The sequence below is a fragment of the Microbacterium sp. MYb54 genome, from assembly GCF_002979515.1.
Lineage (GTDB): Bacteria > Actinomycetota > Actinomycetes > Actinomycetales > Microbacteriaceae > Microbacterium.
In genome coordinates this window covers 16,522-32,717 of the sequence record NZ_PCPA01000006.1, presented here as the reverse complement: position 1 = coordinate 32,717, position 16,196 = coordinate 16,522, and the positions used below count along the sequence as shown (strand labels likewise).

General features: G+C 67.9%; 17 protein-coding genes. 8 read left to right on the top strand and 9 right to left on the bottom strand.

Annotated features, from left to right (window positions below):
* Positions 1-20: 20 nt before the first annotated feature.
* The 4 genes from CQ040_RS08400 to CQ040_RS08385 form a co-directional block, all read right to left on the bottom strand.
* On the bottom strand, positions 21-3,014 hold the full coding sequence (locus tag CQ040_RS08400) for an AAA family ATPase (RefSeq protein ID WP_105527772.1): 2,994 nt from the start codon (positions 3,012-3,014) through the stop codon (positions 21-23).
* Positions 3,015-4,184, bottom strand: coding sequence for an exonuclease SbcCD subunit D (locus tag CQ040_RS08395; protein ID WP_105527801.1), 1,170 nt, complete (start codon positions 4,182-4,184; stop codon positions 3,015-3,017).
* Between the two features lie 255 nt (positions 4,185-4,439).
* Positions 4,440-4,922: a DIP1984 family protein gene (locus CQ040_RS08390; protein WP_105527773.1), complete on the bottom strand. Its 483-nt coding sequence runs from the start codon at positions 4,920-4,922 to the stop codon at positions 4,440-4,442.
* A 52-nt stretch (positions 4,923-4,974) separates the two neighbouring features.
* Positions 4,975-5,283 carry a GNAT family N-acetyltransferase gene (locus CQ040_RS08385; RefSeq protein WP_105527774.1) on the bottom strand — a complete coding sequence of 103 codons (309 nt, stop codon included), beginning with the start codon at positions 5,281-5,283 and terminating at the stop codon, positions 4,975-4,977.
* Positions 5,284-5,614: 331 nt separating this feature from the next.
* Between CQ040_RS08385 and CQ040_RS08380 the strand changes: the two genes are divergently transcribed.
* From CQ040_RS08380 to CQ040_RS08370, 3 genes are read left to right on the top strand one after another with little or no spacing between them, the layout of a single operon-like run.
* Complete coding sequence (locus CQ040_RS08380) at positions 5,615-6,322, top strand: winged helix-turn-helix domain-containing protein (RefSeq protein ID WP_028502142.1); 708 nt, start codon at positions 5,615-5,617, stop codon at positions 6,320-6,322.
* 43 nt (positions 6,323-6,365) lie between these two features.
* Positions 6,366-7,325 (top strand): DNA-3-methyladenine glycosylase, encoded by a 960-nt coding sequence (locus CQ040_RS08375; RefSeq protein WP_105527775.1) that lies wholly within the window; start codon positions 6,366-6,368, stop codon positions 7,323-7,325.
* Positions 7,326-7,345: 20 nt separating this feature from the next.
* Positions 7,346-7,543, top strand: coding sequence for a hypothetical protein (locus CQ040_RS08370; protein ID WP_028502140.1), 198 nt, complete (start codon positions 7,346-7,348; stop codon positions 7,541-7,543).
* 12 nt (positions 7,544-7,555) lie between these two features.
* Here the strand turns inward: CQ040_RS08370 and CQ040_RS08365 are convergent, their stop codons facing one another.
* Genes CQ040_RS08365 through CQ040_RS08350 form a run of 4 tightly spaced genes read right to left on the bottom strand, consistent with a single transcriptional unit; the run spans position 7,556 to position 11,371 of the window.
* Entirely contained in the window at positions 7,556-8,311 is a 756-nt protein-coding gene (locus tag CQ040_RS08365; RefSeq protein ID WP_105527776.1) for an ABC transporter ATP-binding protein, read from the bottom strand.
* Positions 8,308-9,327, bottom strand: a complete 1,020-nt coding sequence (locus tag CQ040_RS08360) for an iron chelate uptake ABC transporter family permease subunit (RefSeq protein WP_258131471.1) — start codon at positions 9,325-9,327, stop codon at positions 8,308-8,310. Before CQ040_RS08360 ends, CQ040_RS08365 begins: the two co-directional genes overlap by 4 nt.
* A gap of 13 nt (positions 9,328-9,340) precedes the next feature.
* A complete protein-coding gene (locus tag CQ040_RS08355; protein ID WP_105527778.1) occupies positions 9,341-10,327 on the bottom strand; it encodes an ABC transporter permease in 987 nt (328 codons plus the stop codon).
* Between the two features lie 48 nt (positions 10,328-10,375).
* Positions 10,376-11,371 carry a siderophore ABC transporter substrate-binding protein gene (locus CQ040_RS08350; RefSeq protein ID WP_105527779.1) on the bottom strand — a complete coding sequence of 332 codons (996 nt, stop codon included), beginning with the start codon at positions 11,369-11,371 and terminating at the stop codon, positions 10,376-10,378.
* 102 nt (positions 11,372-11,473) lie between these two features.
* Here CQ040_RS08350 and CQ040_RS08345 point away from each other — a divergent pair, with 102 nt between their 5' ends.
* On the top strand, positions 11,474-12,241 hold the full coding sequence (locus CQ040_RS08345; protein WP_105527780.1) for a siderophore-interacting protein: 768 nt from the start codon (positions 11,474-11,476) through the stop codon (positions 12,239-12,241).
* A gap of 176 nt (positions 12,242-12,417) precedes the next feature.
* Here CQ040_RS08345 and CQ040_RS08340 read toward each other — a convergent pair whose 3' ends face one another.
* On the bottom strand, positions 12,418-12,957 hold the full coding sequence (locus tag CQ040_RS08340; protein WP_105527781.1) for an MOSC domain-containing protein: 540 nt from the start codon (positions 12,955-12,957) through the stop codon (positions 12,418-12,420).
* A gap of 96 nt (positions 12,958-13,053) precedes the next feature.
* Between CQ040_RS08340 and CQ040_RS08335 the strand changes: the two genes are divergently transcribed.
* The 4 genes from CQ040_RS08335 to CQ040_RS08320 all read left to right on the top strand — a co-directional run bounded on the left by CQ040_RS08335 (position 13,054) and on the right by CQ040_RS08320 (position 16,196).
* Positions 13,054-13,458 carry a VOC family protein gene (locus tag CQ040_RS08335; protein WP_105527782.1) on the top strand — a complete coding sequence of 135 codons (405 nt, stop codon included), beginning with the start codon at positions 13,054-13,056 and terminating at the stop codon, positions 13,456-13,458.
* 274 nt (positions 13,459-13,732) lie between these two features.
* Entirely contained in the window at positions 13,733-14,902 is a 1,170-nt protein-coding gene (locus CQ040_RS08330) for an RtcB family protein (RefSeq protein WP_105527783.1), read from the top strand.
* Positions 14,903-15,111: 209 nt separating this feature from the next.
* Positions 15,112-15,369: a hypothetical protein gene (locus CQ040_RS08325; protein WP_258131470.1), complete on the top strand. Its 258-nt coding sequence runs from the start codon at positions 15,112-15,114 to the stop codon at positions 15,367-15,369.
* Positions 15,366-16,196 carry an acyl-CoA thioester hydrolase/BAAT C-terminal domain-containing protein gene (locus CQ040_RS08320; RefSeq protein WP_105527784.1) on the top strand — a complete coding sequence of 277 codons (831 nt, stop codon included), beginning with the start codon at positions 15,366-15,368 and terminating at the stop codon, positions 16,194-16,196. The genes CQ040_RS08325 and CQ040_RS08320 overlap by 4 nt, the downstream gene beginning before the upstream one ends.

Here is a 16,196-nt window from a genome sequence, read left to right as displayed (position 1 = left end):
CCGCCGCCCTCCTCGTGACGTCAGCGGGCCTCGATCACGCTGGGCCCATTCGGCAGCGCTCGCACGGTGAGCTGAGCCGGGATCTGCTCCTGCATGGCTTCGACGTGGCTGATCACGCCGACCGTACGACCGCCCTGCCGCAGTTCATCGAGCGTGCGCATCGCCACGTCGAGTGTGTCGCCGTCGAGCGAGCCGAAGCCCTCGTCGATGAAGAGCGTGTCGAGACGGATACCGCCCGCGCGCGCCGTCACGACCTCGGCGAGGCCCAGGGCCAGGGCGAGGGAGGTGAGGAACGTCTCGCCGCCGGAGAGCGACTGCGGCGGCCGCGTCTGCCCGGTGAAGGCGTCCGACACGAGGATGCCGAGACCGCTCGCCGCACCACGAGCGGCGAGCGCGTCGGAATGCTGCAGCTGATAGCGGCCCGTCGACATGTCGTGCAGTCGGCGATTGGCAGCCTGCACGATCTCTTCGAGCTCCGCAGCGAGGACGAAGGTCTCCAGCGTCATCTTGCGGGTGTTCGCTCCCCGGCCCGCGATCGTGTCCGCGAGGTTCTGCAGCACTTCGAACTCGGCGGCATCGCCGGCGGTTCGAGCCTGTTCTGCTGCGGCGGACTCGATCAGTCCTCCCAGTCGCTCGGCGGCGCCGGCAGCCCGAGCCGCCTCGTCGACCGAGGCCGTCCAGATCACCCTGGCGGCAGCCGCGGCCTGCTCGGCGGGAGCGAGATCGATCGGGTCTTCCGGCAGCGTCCGAAGTTCGAGATCGAACAGGACGGCCCGTTCCTTCTCGCGCTGCACGGCGTGCTGCGAGATCCGCGAGTCGAGCGCTTCCTGCGCCGCCGAAGATCGCAGTGCGTGTTCGACGGCGGCCGCATCGTCGAAGGCCGAACCGGCGAGTGCCGCATCACGCTCGGTCTCCGATTCGAGGAGCACTTTGCTCCTGCGGGTGCGCTCCGCGATCGCATCCGCGAGGGTACCGGCCGCTGCGATCCTCGCCGTCGTGGCTGCGAGTCGTGCTGCGACGGTTTCGAATCCGCCGCGGGCTTCGGCTATCAGCGAATGCGCCTCCACGCTCCGCTGTCGCAGCAGCGCGTGATTCTCCCGCGCGTCGGCGAAAGCCGTCGCGTTGTCGGAACGCTCGGCCTCGAGCCGGCCGATACGGGCGACGAGCTCGTCCAGCTGCGCATCGATGGTTGTGAGTTCTTCGCCAGCCGCGAGGCTGCGGGCGTGGAGCGCAGTGGCCTCGGCGCACTCGCGCTCCGCCTGTTCGACGCTGCGCCCATCGGCCCGGGCAGTGACGGCGGCGAACTCGGCGCGCACTGCCGATGCGGTCGACGAGAGCTCCCGCTCTCGCTGCGCCGCCGCATCGCGGGCTTCTTCGGCGTGATCGATGTCTTCAGGCGAGACGGGATCCGAATGCGTGGCGGGAGCTGGATGCTCGAGAGAGCCGCAGACGGGGCAGGGGTGCTCGTCCCGCAAGGTCGAAGCCAGCTCGCCGGCCATGCCGTCTGTTCGGCGCTGCCGCAGTCGAGCGAGCGTCGTCTGCGCCGCGGCATGCCGTGCGGTGGCCTCGGTGAGCTCGACCTCGGCCGACGTCTGCGCCGCCTGCAACCGCTCGCCCTCACTCGCCGCCGCACGTCGAGCCTCAGCCGCCTCGCGCGCCACCTTCAGGTCATCGGCGCGGTCGGCGAGGCGACGTCTCTCGTCACGCTCGGCCGTCAGCGCGGCGGTCGCCGCAGGTAGGGATGCCCGCTCCGCTTCCCCGGCCTCGATGCGTGCGGACACCGCGGCGACGGACTCCTCCGCAGACCGCAGTTCGGCGTCGAGCGTCGGTGCATTCTCCTCGAGCTCGCGCGCCCGCACCCACGAGCCGCTCTCCCTGGTGCGCTCAGCGGCCCAGACCGCGAGATCTCCGTCGACGGAGATCTCGAACACCTCCCACGCTTCGCGCGCGGCATCCTCGTCTGCGGAGGCTTCGAGAAGGGCGGTCTGCGCTCGCGCAGCAGCGGTGATCGTCGCCCGCAGCACCTCAGCAGTACGGGCGGCTGCGAGCTCGGCGCGAGCCTCGTCGATCAACGGCATATCCGCGTCGAGGCGATCAAGGGCCGCTCGTGCACGGTCGCGTTCGCGCTGCGCTCGCTGCTCCTCGCGGGTCGCCGCGAGCACCGCGTCGGCATCCGCCGATCGCTTCTCCGCGTCTGCCCGCTCCGAAGCGCGGCGCTCGGCGCGATACTCGGCACGCGCTTTCGCCCGCCGAAGGGCTTCGAGACGGTCGTCGATCGATGACGGCACCGGCAGCGCCTCCGTCAGTGCCGAAGCCTCGCCTTCTGCTTCTCCCGACAGCCCACCGGCGATCACGAGTCGTTCAGCCTCGTCGACTCGCGCTTCGACTGTCGCCAGCCGAGAGCCGAGCGCCTGCTCCGCGGCCCGGCGATGCTCGTCGAATCGCGCCTGCACGTCTTCGAATCGCTGGGTACCGAACAGACGACGCAGCAGCACCTGACGGTCACGGCTTCCGGCGAGCAGGAACTCCGAGAAGCGGTTCTGCGCAAGCAGGATCACCTGCAGGAACTGCTCGCGGCTGAGCTGCAGGATCTCGTCGAGCTCGTTTCCCACGTCGACCGCTCGCGCGGCCCGCCCGATCCAGCCGGCATCCGTCCACTCGTCGAGCGCAACGGCCGACGCCTGCTTCGTCATCCCCCCGCCACGCTTGGCCGGACGCAGATACTCGGGCGACCGGGTCACACGGAACCGACCGGTCGGGGTGCTGAACTCGACCACCACCTCGGAAGGGTCGTCGGGTTCGCAGTGGTCGCTGCGAAGGCGCTTCTCGCCGCCGTCGTAGCGCGGCACTCCCCCGTAGAGCCCGAAACAGACCGCATCGAGGATGCTCGACTTGCCCGCACCGGTGCGCCCTGCGATCAGGAAGATCCCATCATCGGCGAAGGCATCGAAATCGACCGTCTGCCGAGACCGGAAGGGACCGAAGCCTTCGACCTCCAGGCGATGGAGACGCATCTAGACGAGCGCCTCGGCACGCACGCGCTCATCGAGCACCGCGCGGATCAACTCTGCCTCTGCCTCGGTCGGCCCGTGCCCCGCCCGCACATGCTCGAGGAAGGCTTCGATGCGGTCGGCGTCGGTGACCGCGGCGCGCAGACGCTGCACATACGACCGCTCATCGGCTGGTGCTGCGACCGCGGGCTGGTGCTGCACCATCGCACAGTGCGGGTAGCTCTCGCGAAGGCGTCGCATGGGCTCGGTCTGCGGCACCGCGTCGGTGTAGATCGCGCAGACCCAGTCTTCCGCGTGCTCGGCGACGAGATCGGCGGACAACAGCTCTTCGAGGGTCCCGGTGAGGGTGACGAGGCGGCGCGGCACAGGCAGCTCCAGCCACTCGACCGCGGCGAGCCCCTCGGCGTCGATGTCGACGAGCCAGGAGCCACGCGGCTTGTTCTGCTCTCCGAAGCTGTAGTGCAGAGGCGCCCCCGCATAACGAACCCGATCGCTGAGCTGTTGACGCCCGTGGATGTGGCCGAGCGCTACATAGTCAGGCCCGTCGAAGACGCTCAGCGGCACCACGTCGAGGCCTCCCTGTCGCACCTCACGCTCGAGTCCGGCGGTGGCGTCGACACCCGCGGCGAAGCAGTGCGCGATCGCCACCGAGCGTCCTGCGTGCTGCTCGATACCGGCGCGCACCAGGTCCATCGCGTGAGCCATGGTCTGCGCCTGAGTGCGCAGCTGACGCCCGGAGCTGTCACCCTCGGGCCAGTGCTGACGGACGATCGCCGGCTCTAGATAGGGAATGCCGAAGAAGTGCACCGGGCCGTCGGCATCGGACACCGTCACGGGCACGCCGACCGCGAGCGGGTCGGTCAGCACATGGATACCCTCGCGCAGCAGCCGAGCCTGGAAACCGAGTCGCGCGGCAGAATCGTGGTTGCCACTCGTCACGATGACGCGGGCACCCGTGTCATGCAGAGCCACCAGCGCATCGCCGAGGAGCGTGTAGGCGGCACCCGACGGGGTCGCGGAGTCGAACACATCGCCCGCGACGACGACGACATCGACATCTTTCTCGCGAACCTGCTCGGTGAGCGCCCCGAGCACCTCGGCGAGGGCGTCCATGGTCGAGTTGCCATGGAACGTCCGGCCGATGTGCCAGTCGGAGGTGTGCAGGATCCGCATACTCACACGGTACGAACCCCCTCCGACATTCCGTCCGAGGCGTGCCGCAGCACGCCCGTACAGCCTGCCGAGGAGGAAGCGGAAGGTCCCCTGACCCACCCTCGTCACGATGATCGGCACGCGGTGATGCGAGATGCTCAGTGCACCTTCACCTGTGCGGCATGCGGGGCTGCGCGATGCGATTTCCGGGCTGCCCTCCGCCCAACAGGTGCCGGCTTGCCCCGCCGGCTGAGGGTTGTGCCCGCCTCGTCGTGACTACCGACTTCCGCTCTCCTCCTCGAGGTCGTTCGACCAGTTCGCCTGCTGGATCCGGTTGTCGAGCTCACGCAGCTCCTGCGCGACGGCATCGGCCCTCGAGCGCAACTGCGCGACCGGAAGTGCGGAGACCTGCCGCAGCTCCGAGCGCATCTGACGCATGAACTGGTCGTTCGCCCCGGATGCCGCGACCGCGGCATCGGTCAGTACCGAGTGCCGCAGGCGCAGCACGTCGCGGGCGGCGAGGGCATCGGTCATCGTGCCGTCGGCGCCGAGTTCGAGACGCGCGTTCGTGGCGTTGATGCGCCGGATGAGGCCGCGCAGCTGCGTCAGCGCGGCATCCGCTTCGACGATCAGTGCGGCCGCATCCTCCGCCGGTTCCTCACCCTCCTGGTACCGGGCGTTCGCGACGATGCGCGCCCGCAGCTGCTCGATGCGGCGCTGCAGATCGGCGCGTGCGGTGAGGGCTTCGGCGAGTTTCATGGCCTCATCCTGGCAGGCGGCGGCCGTAACACTTCGTCACATGCCCGGAGAGTCAGCGTGTGCGAAGCAGAGCGGACTTCTCGGGGTGGGCGGAGAACCAGTCGGCCACGTACCAGCACACGGCGTCGACCTTGCGGTCGCCGCGCTCCTCGATGTCGGCGACTGCTCCCTCCACGACCTTCCCCGCATACCCGTTGCCGCGGAATGTCGGGATCGTGAAGGCTCTGGTGAGCGCGATCGTGTGACCGTCGTCGCGGTAGTCGAGGACGCTCACGAGCTTGCCGTCGCGCATGAGCGTGTAGCGCGAAGCATCCTTCTCATCGGTCAGGATGAAACCGCCGACAGTGTGCGAGATCGTCATTCGCCCCACGTTACGCCCGCTGGAGACGCCGGGGCGTTTTGACATGAGGGGTCACGATCGGACATAATCCCCCCATGACCACCAACGCAAGCCCTTTGTCCGCCCAGGAGGCGAACAGGACTGCCGGGATGATGATGCCCGGTCGCGTTGGCATGTGTTGCCGAATGTGTCGCTGAACGAACAGCCACCCCGCCTGACCTGACTTCTCGCGATCTGCGAGGCCAGTGTCACCGAGCATCCACCCTTGCTCGCTTCCCGGCTCCGCCGGTCATTCATGCAACGCATCAGAGCCCCGCTCGATTCGGGCTCACGTCCTGAGGACTTCATCATCATGTCGAACACCGCACTTCTCGAGCGTCCCGCCACCACCGCCGCGATCCGCACGCAGCCGGAGGGCGCAGCACCGCTGGCCACCGCCGGAGCCGACCTCCCCGCCGTCCGCTCTCCCCGCGGCTTCGCCCTCTACGTCGGACTCGACGAGATCAAGGCAGCCGAGGCCGGAGTCAGCCTCCCCCTCCTCGTCGACGCCCTGCGTCGCACCCTCGCCGAGCTCGCTCCGGGCGCCGAGACCCACGCCACGGTCGCTCTCGCGCCTCACGGCTCGGGAGGCCGCGACCTCGATGTCGTCCGACTGGCGCTGCAGGAGCCGGGTGCGATCGCGCGCACCAAGGCCGCCGCTGAAGAGGACATCACCGAAGAGGAGAGCGGCGTCACCGTCGACATCTCCCGCAAGCGCGTGCTGATCGACGGCGAGTCCGCCGCGTTCACCTACAAGGAGTTCGAGCTCCTGCAGTACCTCGTGCTCCGCGAGGGCCGCACGATCGAGCGCAGCGAGCTGGTCTCGGCGCTCTGGCAGGCGCAGGACGACGAGACGCCCGGCGAGCGCACGATCGACGTCCACGTACGTCGCCTCCGCGCCAAGCTCGGTCGCTACGAGGACATCGTCCGCACGGTGCGCGGCATCGGCTACCGATTCGACCGTCACGCCGACGTCGTCATCCGCTACGGTCACGGCACCCCCTCTCCCGACCGCTTCTGAGCCGTCTGGAGCCGGTGTCAGAACCGGCGCGTAGGGTGGGCGCATGACCCTGGCAGCGGACTCGACAGCGGCAGACGCCGCTCGCACGGCCCCCGCTCACGAGACCGTCTACCGCCCGCCGCACGAGCTCGATCTCGGCCGCACCGTCGGCATGCTCCGTCGCGGGCGCACCGACCCGACGATGGTCATCGACGGCGCCGTCATCTGGCGCGCGATGCGTACGCCTCTCGGACCGACGTCACTGGCGCTGCGCATGACCGGCGGCGAAGTGCGCGCGACCGCGTGGGGCCCCGGATCGGACTTCGCGCTCGATCTCGTGCCCGCACTCTGCGGTGCCCGCGACGATGCCGGAGACTTCGACGCGTCGCTGCATCCCCTCGTCGCCGATTCCGCGCGACGTCACCCCGGCCTGCGGCTCACCCGCACCGACGAGGTTTTCGACGCGCTCGCCTGCGCGATCATCGAGCAGAAGGTCACCGGCATGCAGGCCTTCGGCGCCTGGCGATGGCTGGTGTCGCGCTTCGGCGAGCGCACACCCGGCCCGACGCCGCGACCCATGTTCGCTCCGCCCTCCCCCGAGCAGTGGTACCGCATTCCCTCGTGGGCGTGGCACCGCGCCGGAGTCGAGCCGCCGCAGTCCCGCACCATCGTGCGCGCAGCCGAGCGCGGCGACCGCATCGCGCGTGCCGTGCTTGCGGGCGCCACCGGGGTCGACCGCGACCGCATCCTCACGAGCCTTCCCGGCGTGGGGGCGTGGACATCGGCTGAGACCCGCATCCGTGCGCTCGGTGATCCGGATGCGGTCAGCGTCGGCGACTTCCACCTCGCACACGAAGTGGGCTTCGCACTGACGGGGACGCGCACCGACGATGCCGGGATGATCGACCTGCTCACGCCGTGGGCGGGCCAGCGGCAGCGCGTCATCCGCCTCATCTTCGCCAGCGGGGTGCAAGAACCTCGTCGCGGACCTCGGCTCGCCCCCGAGAACCATCGCGACCGCTGACGCGGCCTATGCTGGGGGCCATGTCCCGTACCGCACTGCGTATCTTCGTCACCGTCGGCCTGCTGATCGTCGGCGTCGTTGTCGGACTGATCTTCCAGAACGTCTGGCTCGGCGTGCTCCTCGCCGCGATCGTGTGGCTGGGCTGGTTCCTCGGCTACGAATCGCGCCGCGGCAACAACGCCGGCGTGAACGACGAAGACCACGGCATCGAGCTCTGAGCGAAGACTCCCTCAGTAGTAGACGGCGAGCGGCCCCGACGGCCCGTCGACGACGCGCACCGGGGTCTCGAACACCCGCGTGAGCACATCGTCGGTCATGATCGCGGCGGGCGTCCCGAACTCCACCACCGCACCGTCTTTCATGGCGCAGATGTGGTCGGCGTAGTGACCTGCGAAATTGATGTCGTGCAGCACGATGACGATCGTCCGTCCGAGCTCTTCCGCTGCCCGCCGCAGGTGCTTCATCATCTGCACGGCGTGCCGCATGTCGAGGTTGTTCAGCGGCTCGTCGAGCAGCACGAACTCGGTGTCCTGAGCGAGCACCATGGCGACATACGCGCGCTGGCGCTGCCCGCCGGAGAGCTCGTCCAGATAACGGCTCTCCAAGGCGCCGAGCTCGAGGAAGTCGATCGCCCGACTGATGATCTCCTCGTCGGACCTGTTCAGCCTGCCCTTCGAATGCGGGAAGCGCCCGAAGCCGACGAGCTGGCGCACGGTGAGCCGGGTGACGAAGTGGTTCTCCTGGCGAAGGATGGACACGACCTTCGCCAGATCCTTCGACTTGGTCGAGGCCACGTCGAGTCCCGCGATCTCGATGGCACCGGCATCCATCCCGCTCAGGCGGCCGATCATCGTGAGCAGCGTGGACTTGCCCGCGCCGTTCGGACCGATCAGCGCGGTGATCCCGCCGGCGGGTATCTCGAGGTCGACCGGGCCGATCGCGACCTCGATGCTGTAGTCCCGACGAACGCCTTCGAGTGCGATCACAGCCTGCCCTTTCTGAGGATGACGATGAGGAACACGGTGCCGCCGACGAGCTCGATCAGGATCGACACCATGCCCTGCGCGTAGAACACGTTCTTCATCACGAAGTACGCACCGGCGAGGATCGTGAAGGCGGTGAGCACCGCGACGGGGAAGATCAGCCGGTGGTCGTACGTGTCGGCGAACTGGTACGCGAGTGTCGCCACCAGGAAGCCGAGGAACGTCATCGGTCCCACCAGCGCCGTCGAAGTCGCCATCAGCACGGCGACCAGGAACAGCACGATGAACAGCTCCCTACGGTGATCGACGCCGAGCGAGCGGGCGGCATCGGGACCGAGCGCCATCAGGTTGAGTCTCCGGGAGCGCAGCCACAGCAGCGCGGATGCCGCCACCACGAGCGGGATCGCCAGCGGCAGGTAGGAGGGGTCGGCGTTCGAGACGTTGCCGAACAGACGCGCGGCGAGCACATCGAACTCACTGGGTGTGAGCAGACGCTGCATGAATGTGGCGATCGCGCCGAGACCGCCGCCGATCACGATGCCCACCAGGAGCATGATCTGCAGGTTGCCGTAGCGCCCCGAGAGCAGCCACCCGTACAGCGCCACCGCGAGGGCGACCATGATCGCCACCTGGATCGCGAACTGTCCGATGCCCTGGATCGCCACGATTCCGGCGACCCCGAACAGGTACACGGTCGAGGTCTGCACGACCCGGTACAGCGATTCGAAGCCCATGATCGACGGCGTGATGATGCGGTTGTTGGTGACGGTCTGAAAGCTCACCGTGGCGACGGCCTGGGCGACGGCGACGAGCGCCATCACGGTGACATCGGTCGCGCGGTGCCGAGCGATGCGCCAGAACCCCGTCGAGCCGACCGGCATCGGATTCGCCCACGCCAACAGGCCGAAGCCGGAGACGGCGGAGAGGACGACGAGGATGCCGAGCACGACGAAGTAGCGCCGACGCGCACGCGGGGTCGTGAACGCCCCCGCGGATCGTGTCGAAACCGGAACTTCCACGCCGCTCACCCCGCTAGCCACGTCGACGCTGCCTGAGCAGGAGGAGCACGAACACCACGGCGCCGACGACCCCGAGGATCAGCGACACCGGCACCTCGAACGGCATGATGATCGTTCGGCCGATGATGTCGCAGACGGTGACGATCGCGATGCCGAGCAGGCACACCCACGGCAGGTTGCTGCGCAGATCGTCGCCGCGCACCATCGAGACGATGTTCGGCACGATCAACCCGAGGAACGGGAGGTTTCCGACGACCACCGTCACGACTCCCGTGGTGACGGCGATGAGCACTGTACCCAGCAGGATGATGCGGTTGTAGTTCACGCCGACGTTGGTGGCGATCTCCTCCCCCAGTCCTGCGATCGTCAGTCGGTCGGCGACGACGAAGACGATCACGCCGATGAGCGCCACGATCCAGAGCATCTCGTACTGACCACGCATGACCGATGTGAAGCTGCCGGCGAACCAGACCCCCAGGATCTGCAGCGAGTTGGTGGCCAGGGCGAGGTATGTCGACAGCGCACCGACCACTGCCCCGAGCATGATCCCGACGATCGGCACGATGAGCGACGATTTGAGGGCGACGCGGCGGAGGAACGCGAAGAACACCATCGTGCCGATGAAGGCCGCGACCACGGCGCCCGCCATCCGCAGAGGGAGCGACGGCTGCGGCACGAGGATCATGACCAGGAGCAGCCCGAGCCCCGCCCACTCGGTGGTGCCGGTGGTGGTCGGCTCGACGAAGCGGTTCTGGGTGAGCAACTGCATCACGAGACCGGCCATCGCCATCGAGGCGCCGGCGAGCACGAGCGCGATCGTGCGGGGGATGCGCGTGATCTGGAACATCTGCGCGCCGTCTTCCGCCCCGGTGACGTCGTACACACCCGTGAAGAGCGAGATCACGAGCAGCGCGGCGACGACGAGCACGCCGATGAGCAGTTTCACGTCGAAGAGCCGCCCGGCGTAGCGGGGCGGCTGGGTGATGTCGGTGGAGACCATGATGGCGATGCGGCGGCACCCGGATCATCCGGATGCCGCCGCACGATGTCAGTTCTTCGCGCTCGTCTCGAGGGCGTCGGCGAAGTCGTTGAGGAACGTCGTGTACGTCTGAATGCTTTCGTTCAGGTAGGTGTCGGTGGGCATGTAGACGATCTGCTTCTCCTTCACGGCGGTGACACCGGCCAGCGCCTCGGAGTTCTCGAGGATCTCGGCTGCCTGCACGTAGTCGGGGGTATCGGCGGCGAACACGGCGTCGCGGTCGAGCACCAGGACCCAGTCGGGGTTCGAGGCCGCGATCGCCTCGACCGAGATGTCGTCACCCTGGTGGTCGTCGGTCGCTTCGTCTACCTCGAGCGCCGGGGTGAGGCCGAGAATGTCGTAGATCGGGCCGAGCGAGCGTCCGACGGTCGGCGCGAGGTAGCCGATGGCTCCGCCCGAGGTGTTCACGGCCATGACGGTGTCGGCGTCGTCGTACGCTGCCTTGGCGCGCTCGACGGCGGCATCGAAGTCGTCGACGAGCTTCTTCGCCTCATCCTGCTTGCCGAAGATCTCGCCGAGCACGGTGACCTGACGCTTGAGCTCGTCATCGAAGGGCTCGCCATCGCGCGGCTCGAGGTCGATGATCGTGGCGTCCGGCACGAGGTCGGCGATCGCGGTGTTGTGCTGTGTGAACCGCTGGCCGCTGATGATGAGGTCCGGCTCCACGGCGACCACTGCTTCGAGGTCGGGCTCGCTGTGGAGCCCGATGTCGACGATCGCGTCATCCTTCACGTACGACACGGTCTCCGGCATGAGCGCCACGGCGCCGGCCGAGAGCTCGACGCCCCAGTCGGAGAGCGTCTGGAACGTGCGGTTGTCGAGGGCGACGACAGATGTCGGAGGGGTCGCGATCTCGTGCGTGCCGGTGTTGTCCTCGATCGTGACGGATGCTGCTGCGGGTTCGGTCTTCTCCGGTTCAGCCGTGCTGCCGGACGCGCAGCCGGCGAGGGCGAGGAGGCCGACGAGAGCGACGCTCGTGGCGGTGAGGGTTCTGGGCACGGACATGGAGAGACTCCTGTTCTGCGGGGCTGTGTGCACACGCTGCGGGTGCGGGAACGGCGAAGTTAGGGTGACCTTCCCTCGCTACATTTAGGTTAGCCTTACTTCATGAGCGATACGAAATCCGGTTTCTCGATCGAGCGTCGCGGCCTCGAGCTGCGCTTCCGCAATGTCACACTGAGCGCCCGCGAATGGCTGGCCCCGGACTTCGTACGCGTGCGCCTGACAGGCTCCGACCTCGCCGGCTTCGATTCCCTCGGCTCCGACGACCACATGCGTCTGTTCTTCCCCGCAGGCCCCACGAACTCGGTCGAGGAGCTGCGCGCCTCGCCGAGCCGTGAGTACACCCCGCTCGCCTGGGGTGAGGACTGGCTCGATGTCGAGTTCGCGGTGCACGGAGACCAGGGCGTCGCGGCCCCTTGGGCGGCGACCGCTCCCCTCGGATCCACGATCGGCGTCGGCGGCCCTCGCGGATCAGCGGTGCTGGTGGGCGAGCCCGGGTCTTGGCTACTGGTCGGCGACGAGACGGCCATCCCCGCGATCCGCCGCTTCGCGGCACTCATCCCCGACGGCATCCCCGCCCGCATCGTGATCGAGACCGTGAACCAGGGGCGCGAGTTCGAGATCGAGACTCCGGTGGACGTCGAGTGGCTGCATCGCGGCGAGGCTCCCTCCGGCTCCGCCCTCATCGCATTCCTTGAAGGACTGAGCGCCGAGGACACCGTCGGGGCCGACCCGTTCGTCTTCATCGCCGCCGAGCAGTCGATCGTCAAGCCGGGCCGAGCACTGCTCGAGCGATGGGGCGTCGACACTGCGAACGCGGTCGTGAAGGGCTACTGGAAGCGTGGCGAAGCCGAATACCACGCCCCGCACTAGTGCCTGATTGCTACTCGGTTTGTGCGGCGCACCCGCAGAGGGGAAGCGTGCCGCACCGGGATATCTGACTGAGCCCGGGCTGCGCTCGGTCTACTGTTCCCCGAACACGACGAGCAAATGGCACACCGCCGCCAGAAGCCGTTGCCTGCACCTGCCGCCACCCCGTTGGGCCACGTTCAGACGCGCGTGAGTGGAAAGTGCGGTGTCGGCGGCAGCTCGACCTCGACCGCGTCTCCGGCGGTCACGTGTCCGCCGCGGGAGACGATACCCATGACCCCGGCAAGTCTGACGACTCGGCCCTCATCATCGGTCTTGACCAGTTGCTTGAGCAGGCCAGATTGAAAATCGTTGATCTGCTGGCATGGGTTGCGCAGGCCTGCGATCGTCACCACCGCATCGCCGAAGTACAGTCGAGCGCCGACGGGAAGTGACAGCAAGTCGATGTCCCGAGTGGTGATGTTCTCGCCGAGTTGACCGGGTACGACGCTGTGACCTCTCTCGCGCAGCTCGTCGAACAGCTCTTCATGGATCAGGTGCACCTGTCGCAGGTTCGGCTGTGACGGGTCGGCGGCTACCCGTGAGCGGTGCTGCACTGTCGCACCGCAGTGCGCGTCCCCTTCGACACCGAGCCCCTCGAGGAGCGTGATCGACTCACGTGCCAACTTGCTGAAGGTGTGCGAGGCGTTGGAATGAACAGCGACAACCCGAGGAGCCATACCTCAATCGTTCCACGAGACATCTGGGCTCTCGACCAGCCCGCCTTCATCGCCCCGCACTAGTGCGACGTCGGCCGTTGCTGGAAGACTCGGTGCATGGCTCTTCTCGACCACCTGGGCATCACCGTCGACGACCTCGAGCGCGGACGGGCGCAGTTTCACCCTGTCCTCACCGCTCTCGGGTATCGGAGCGGTGGCGCGAACGACCATTCGATCTCGTGGAACAACGGCGACGAGACCGAGATCATCCTCTACACCTGGGATGAGGACTCCGCCCCGCACCGTCACGGTCGCATCGGCTGGCAGCACATCGCCTTCGCGGTGCCCACACGCGAGCAGGTCGAGCACCTGCACGCGGTCGCGGTCGAGGCCGGGTGGACAGCTGTCCGCGACCCCAAGGAGTACCCGCGCTACTCGGAGCGCTACTACGCCTCGTTCGTCGAGGACACTGACGGCATCCGGGTCGAGTTCATGTACAACCCGCCCCGCGAGACGGCTTGACTCCCGGGCGTGTCGCCCCCTAGGGTTGCAAAGCTGTGCCGATCGGCGCAGCACACCAGCCGAGGAGTCGACGGATGACCGCGCAGCGGAACCTTCCCATCGCAGCGGTGTTGCAGCTTCAGCAGAAGCGCAATGACCGCTACGAGTCGTACCCTCCGGCACGCGCCGTGTGACAGCATCCGCTCTCGCAACGCCCCGTACCGACAGGTCCGGGGCGTTTTCCGTTGGAGACTCCCCTGACCTGTGGCTGGACACCACCACAAGGAAAGGAATCATGGAGAGGCTCTCCACACGGCTGCTGTCGTGGGCATCGCTGATCGACGAGAAGACACTCGCTCAGGCGTACACCACGGCCCGCATGCCGTTCATCCACCCGCACCTGGCGCTGATGCCGGATGCACATCTCGGCAAGGGGGCGACGGTCGGCTCGGTCATCCCGACGCTCGGCGCGATCATCCCCGCGGCCGTCGGCGTCGACATCGGCTGCGGCATGATCGCCGTCCGCACCCGGTTCACGAGGAGCGACCTCGAAGGTCGCGACCTCGCTGAGCTCCGGGAGCAGATCGAGCGCGCCATCCCGCTGTCGGCCGGTCGGTACAACAACAAGGTCGTCGCGACCGCCGAGCCGCGCATCGCTGAGCTCGAAGCACTCGCCGAGAAGAACGGCTTCGACCCAGCGCAGTACGCCGGGAACTGGCGCCTTCAGCTGGGCACGCTCGGCTCGGGCAACCACTTCATCGAGGTGTCGGTCGACGAGCTCGACCGGGTCTGGCTGTTCCTGCACTCGGGCTCGCGAGGAGTCGGCAACAAGATCGCCATGAAGCACATCTCGGTCGCGCAGCGGCTATGCAAGCAGTGGTGGATCGACCTCCCCGACCCCGACCTGGCGTACCTGGTCGAGGGCACACCGGAATTCACCCGGTACATCCGGGAGCTGCGGTGGGCCCAGCACTTCGCCCTGCTGAACCGGGAGGAGATGATGGATCGGGTGATCCGTCAGGTGTCCGAGTTCCTCGGCAGCACTGTCGACGAGCAGGAGCGCATCAACTGCCACCACAACTTCACCGAATCGGAGAAGCACTACGGCAAGCAGGTGTGGGTGTCGCGGAAGGGCGCCATCCAGGCGGATGCCGGTCGGCCGGGGCTCATCCCCGGATCGATGGGAACCGCCTCGTACGTGGTGGAGGGACTCGGCGACCCGCAGTCGCTGAACTCCTCACCTCACGGCGCCGGACGGGAGTACTCCCGGTCGGCGGCGCGACGGACCTTCACGCACGATGAGCTGCGGGAGGCGATGACGGGCATCGAGTTCCGTGACACCGCTGCCTTCATCGACGAGATCCCGCAGGCGTACAAGCCGATCGACCAGGTGATGGCGGATGCCGCGAGCCTCGTGTCGATCCGGCACACGCTGCGGCAGCTCGTCAACGTGAAGGGCGATTGAACAGGACCGGGCGGCGGAGTCCCCGCCGCCCGGTGCTGTTCTCGATGTGCGGAGCGAGTTTCTCGCACAACCCGCAGGGATGGGGGTGACTTCTCCTCCCCCGGGATGCGCGAAAACGTGTTGTCCCCATCTCCTGCGCAACCGATATCTTCGTCTCGCGCGCTCTGGCAGGCTCGCCTGATCGATGCGACGATGAGGGAGTGGGATTCATGAATGACGCGCAGATCTGGACCATGATCGGGTCTTTCACGGTACTGATGTTCAGCACGCTCACGGTCGTCTCGACCCTGTTCGTGCGGATCGTCCGCAGCGAGATCGGCGGACTTCGCACCGAGATGAACGGACAGATCGGCGGCCTGCGCACTGAGATGAACGCGCGCTTCGACGCCGTGAACACCCGCATCGACGGTCTCGATCGCGATGTGCAGGCCATTGTGAAGCGCACGTTCGGGCTCGATCGGGAATGATGGCGGCGCCTGGCCGCAGAACCTCGATCGACCGGGCCGACTCGCATGACGCCTTCCCCGAAGTCGCCTGCGGCACAGCCGTCCTGCTCCTCGCCGGCTCCAGCGGGCGCGTGGAGACCGAACGGGCGGAGCTGCTGGCGCGGCGCGGCGCCCGCGTCCGCGCCATCCGCTGGTTCGGCGGCGTCGGCCAGCGCCCTGCCCCGCACGAGGTGCCGATCGAGACGTTCATCGACCAGCTGGATCTGCTGCGCGCCGACGCCGACCGCGTCGCGGTCTTCGGGACATCCTTCGGAGCTGAGGCGGCCCTGGTGACGGCATCCCTTCACCCGGTCGATGCGACTGTGGCGGTAGCTCCGTCATCCGTGGTCTGGGCGGGGATCGCAGACGGAAACTGGTCGTCGCACTGGACCCACCAGGGTGTTCCACTCCCCGCCGTGCCGTTCGATCCCACCTGGTCGCCGTTGACCGAGCCGCCCGAGTACCGATCACTGTACGCATCGAGCCTCGATCGCGACCCGGACGGCGCCGCCGCGGCAGCGATCCGCGCCGAGAGGATCTCCGGTGACGTCGTCCTGGTCGCCGGAGGCGATGACCGCGTATGGCCGAGTGACAGATTCGCCTCGGAGATCGCACGGCGCCGTACGATTCACGGGCGACGGGCGATCGTCGTCACCCACCCGACCGCCGGACACCGGATGACTCTGCCCGGCGAATCTGCCACCAGCGGCGGCGTGGCGATGGCGCGAGGAGGCACCCCATCGGCCGATGCCGCACTCGGCGCGCTCGCCTGGCCCGAGATCCTGAGGGTACTCGAGCTGCGCGAGTGA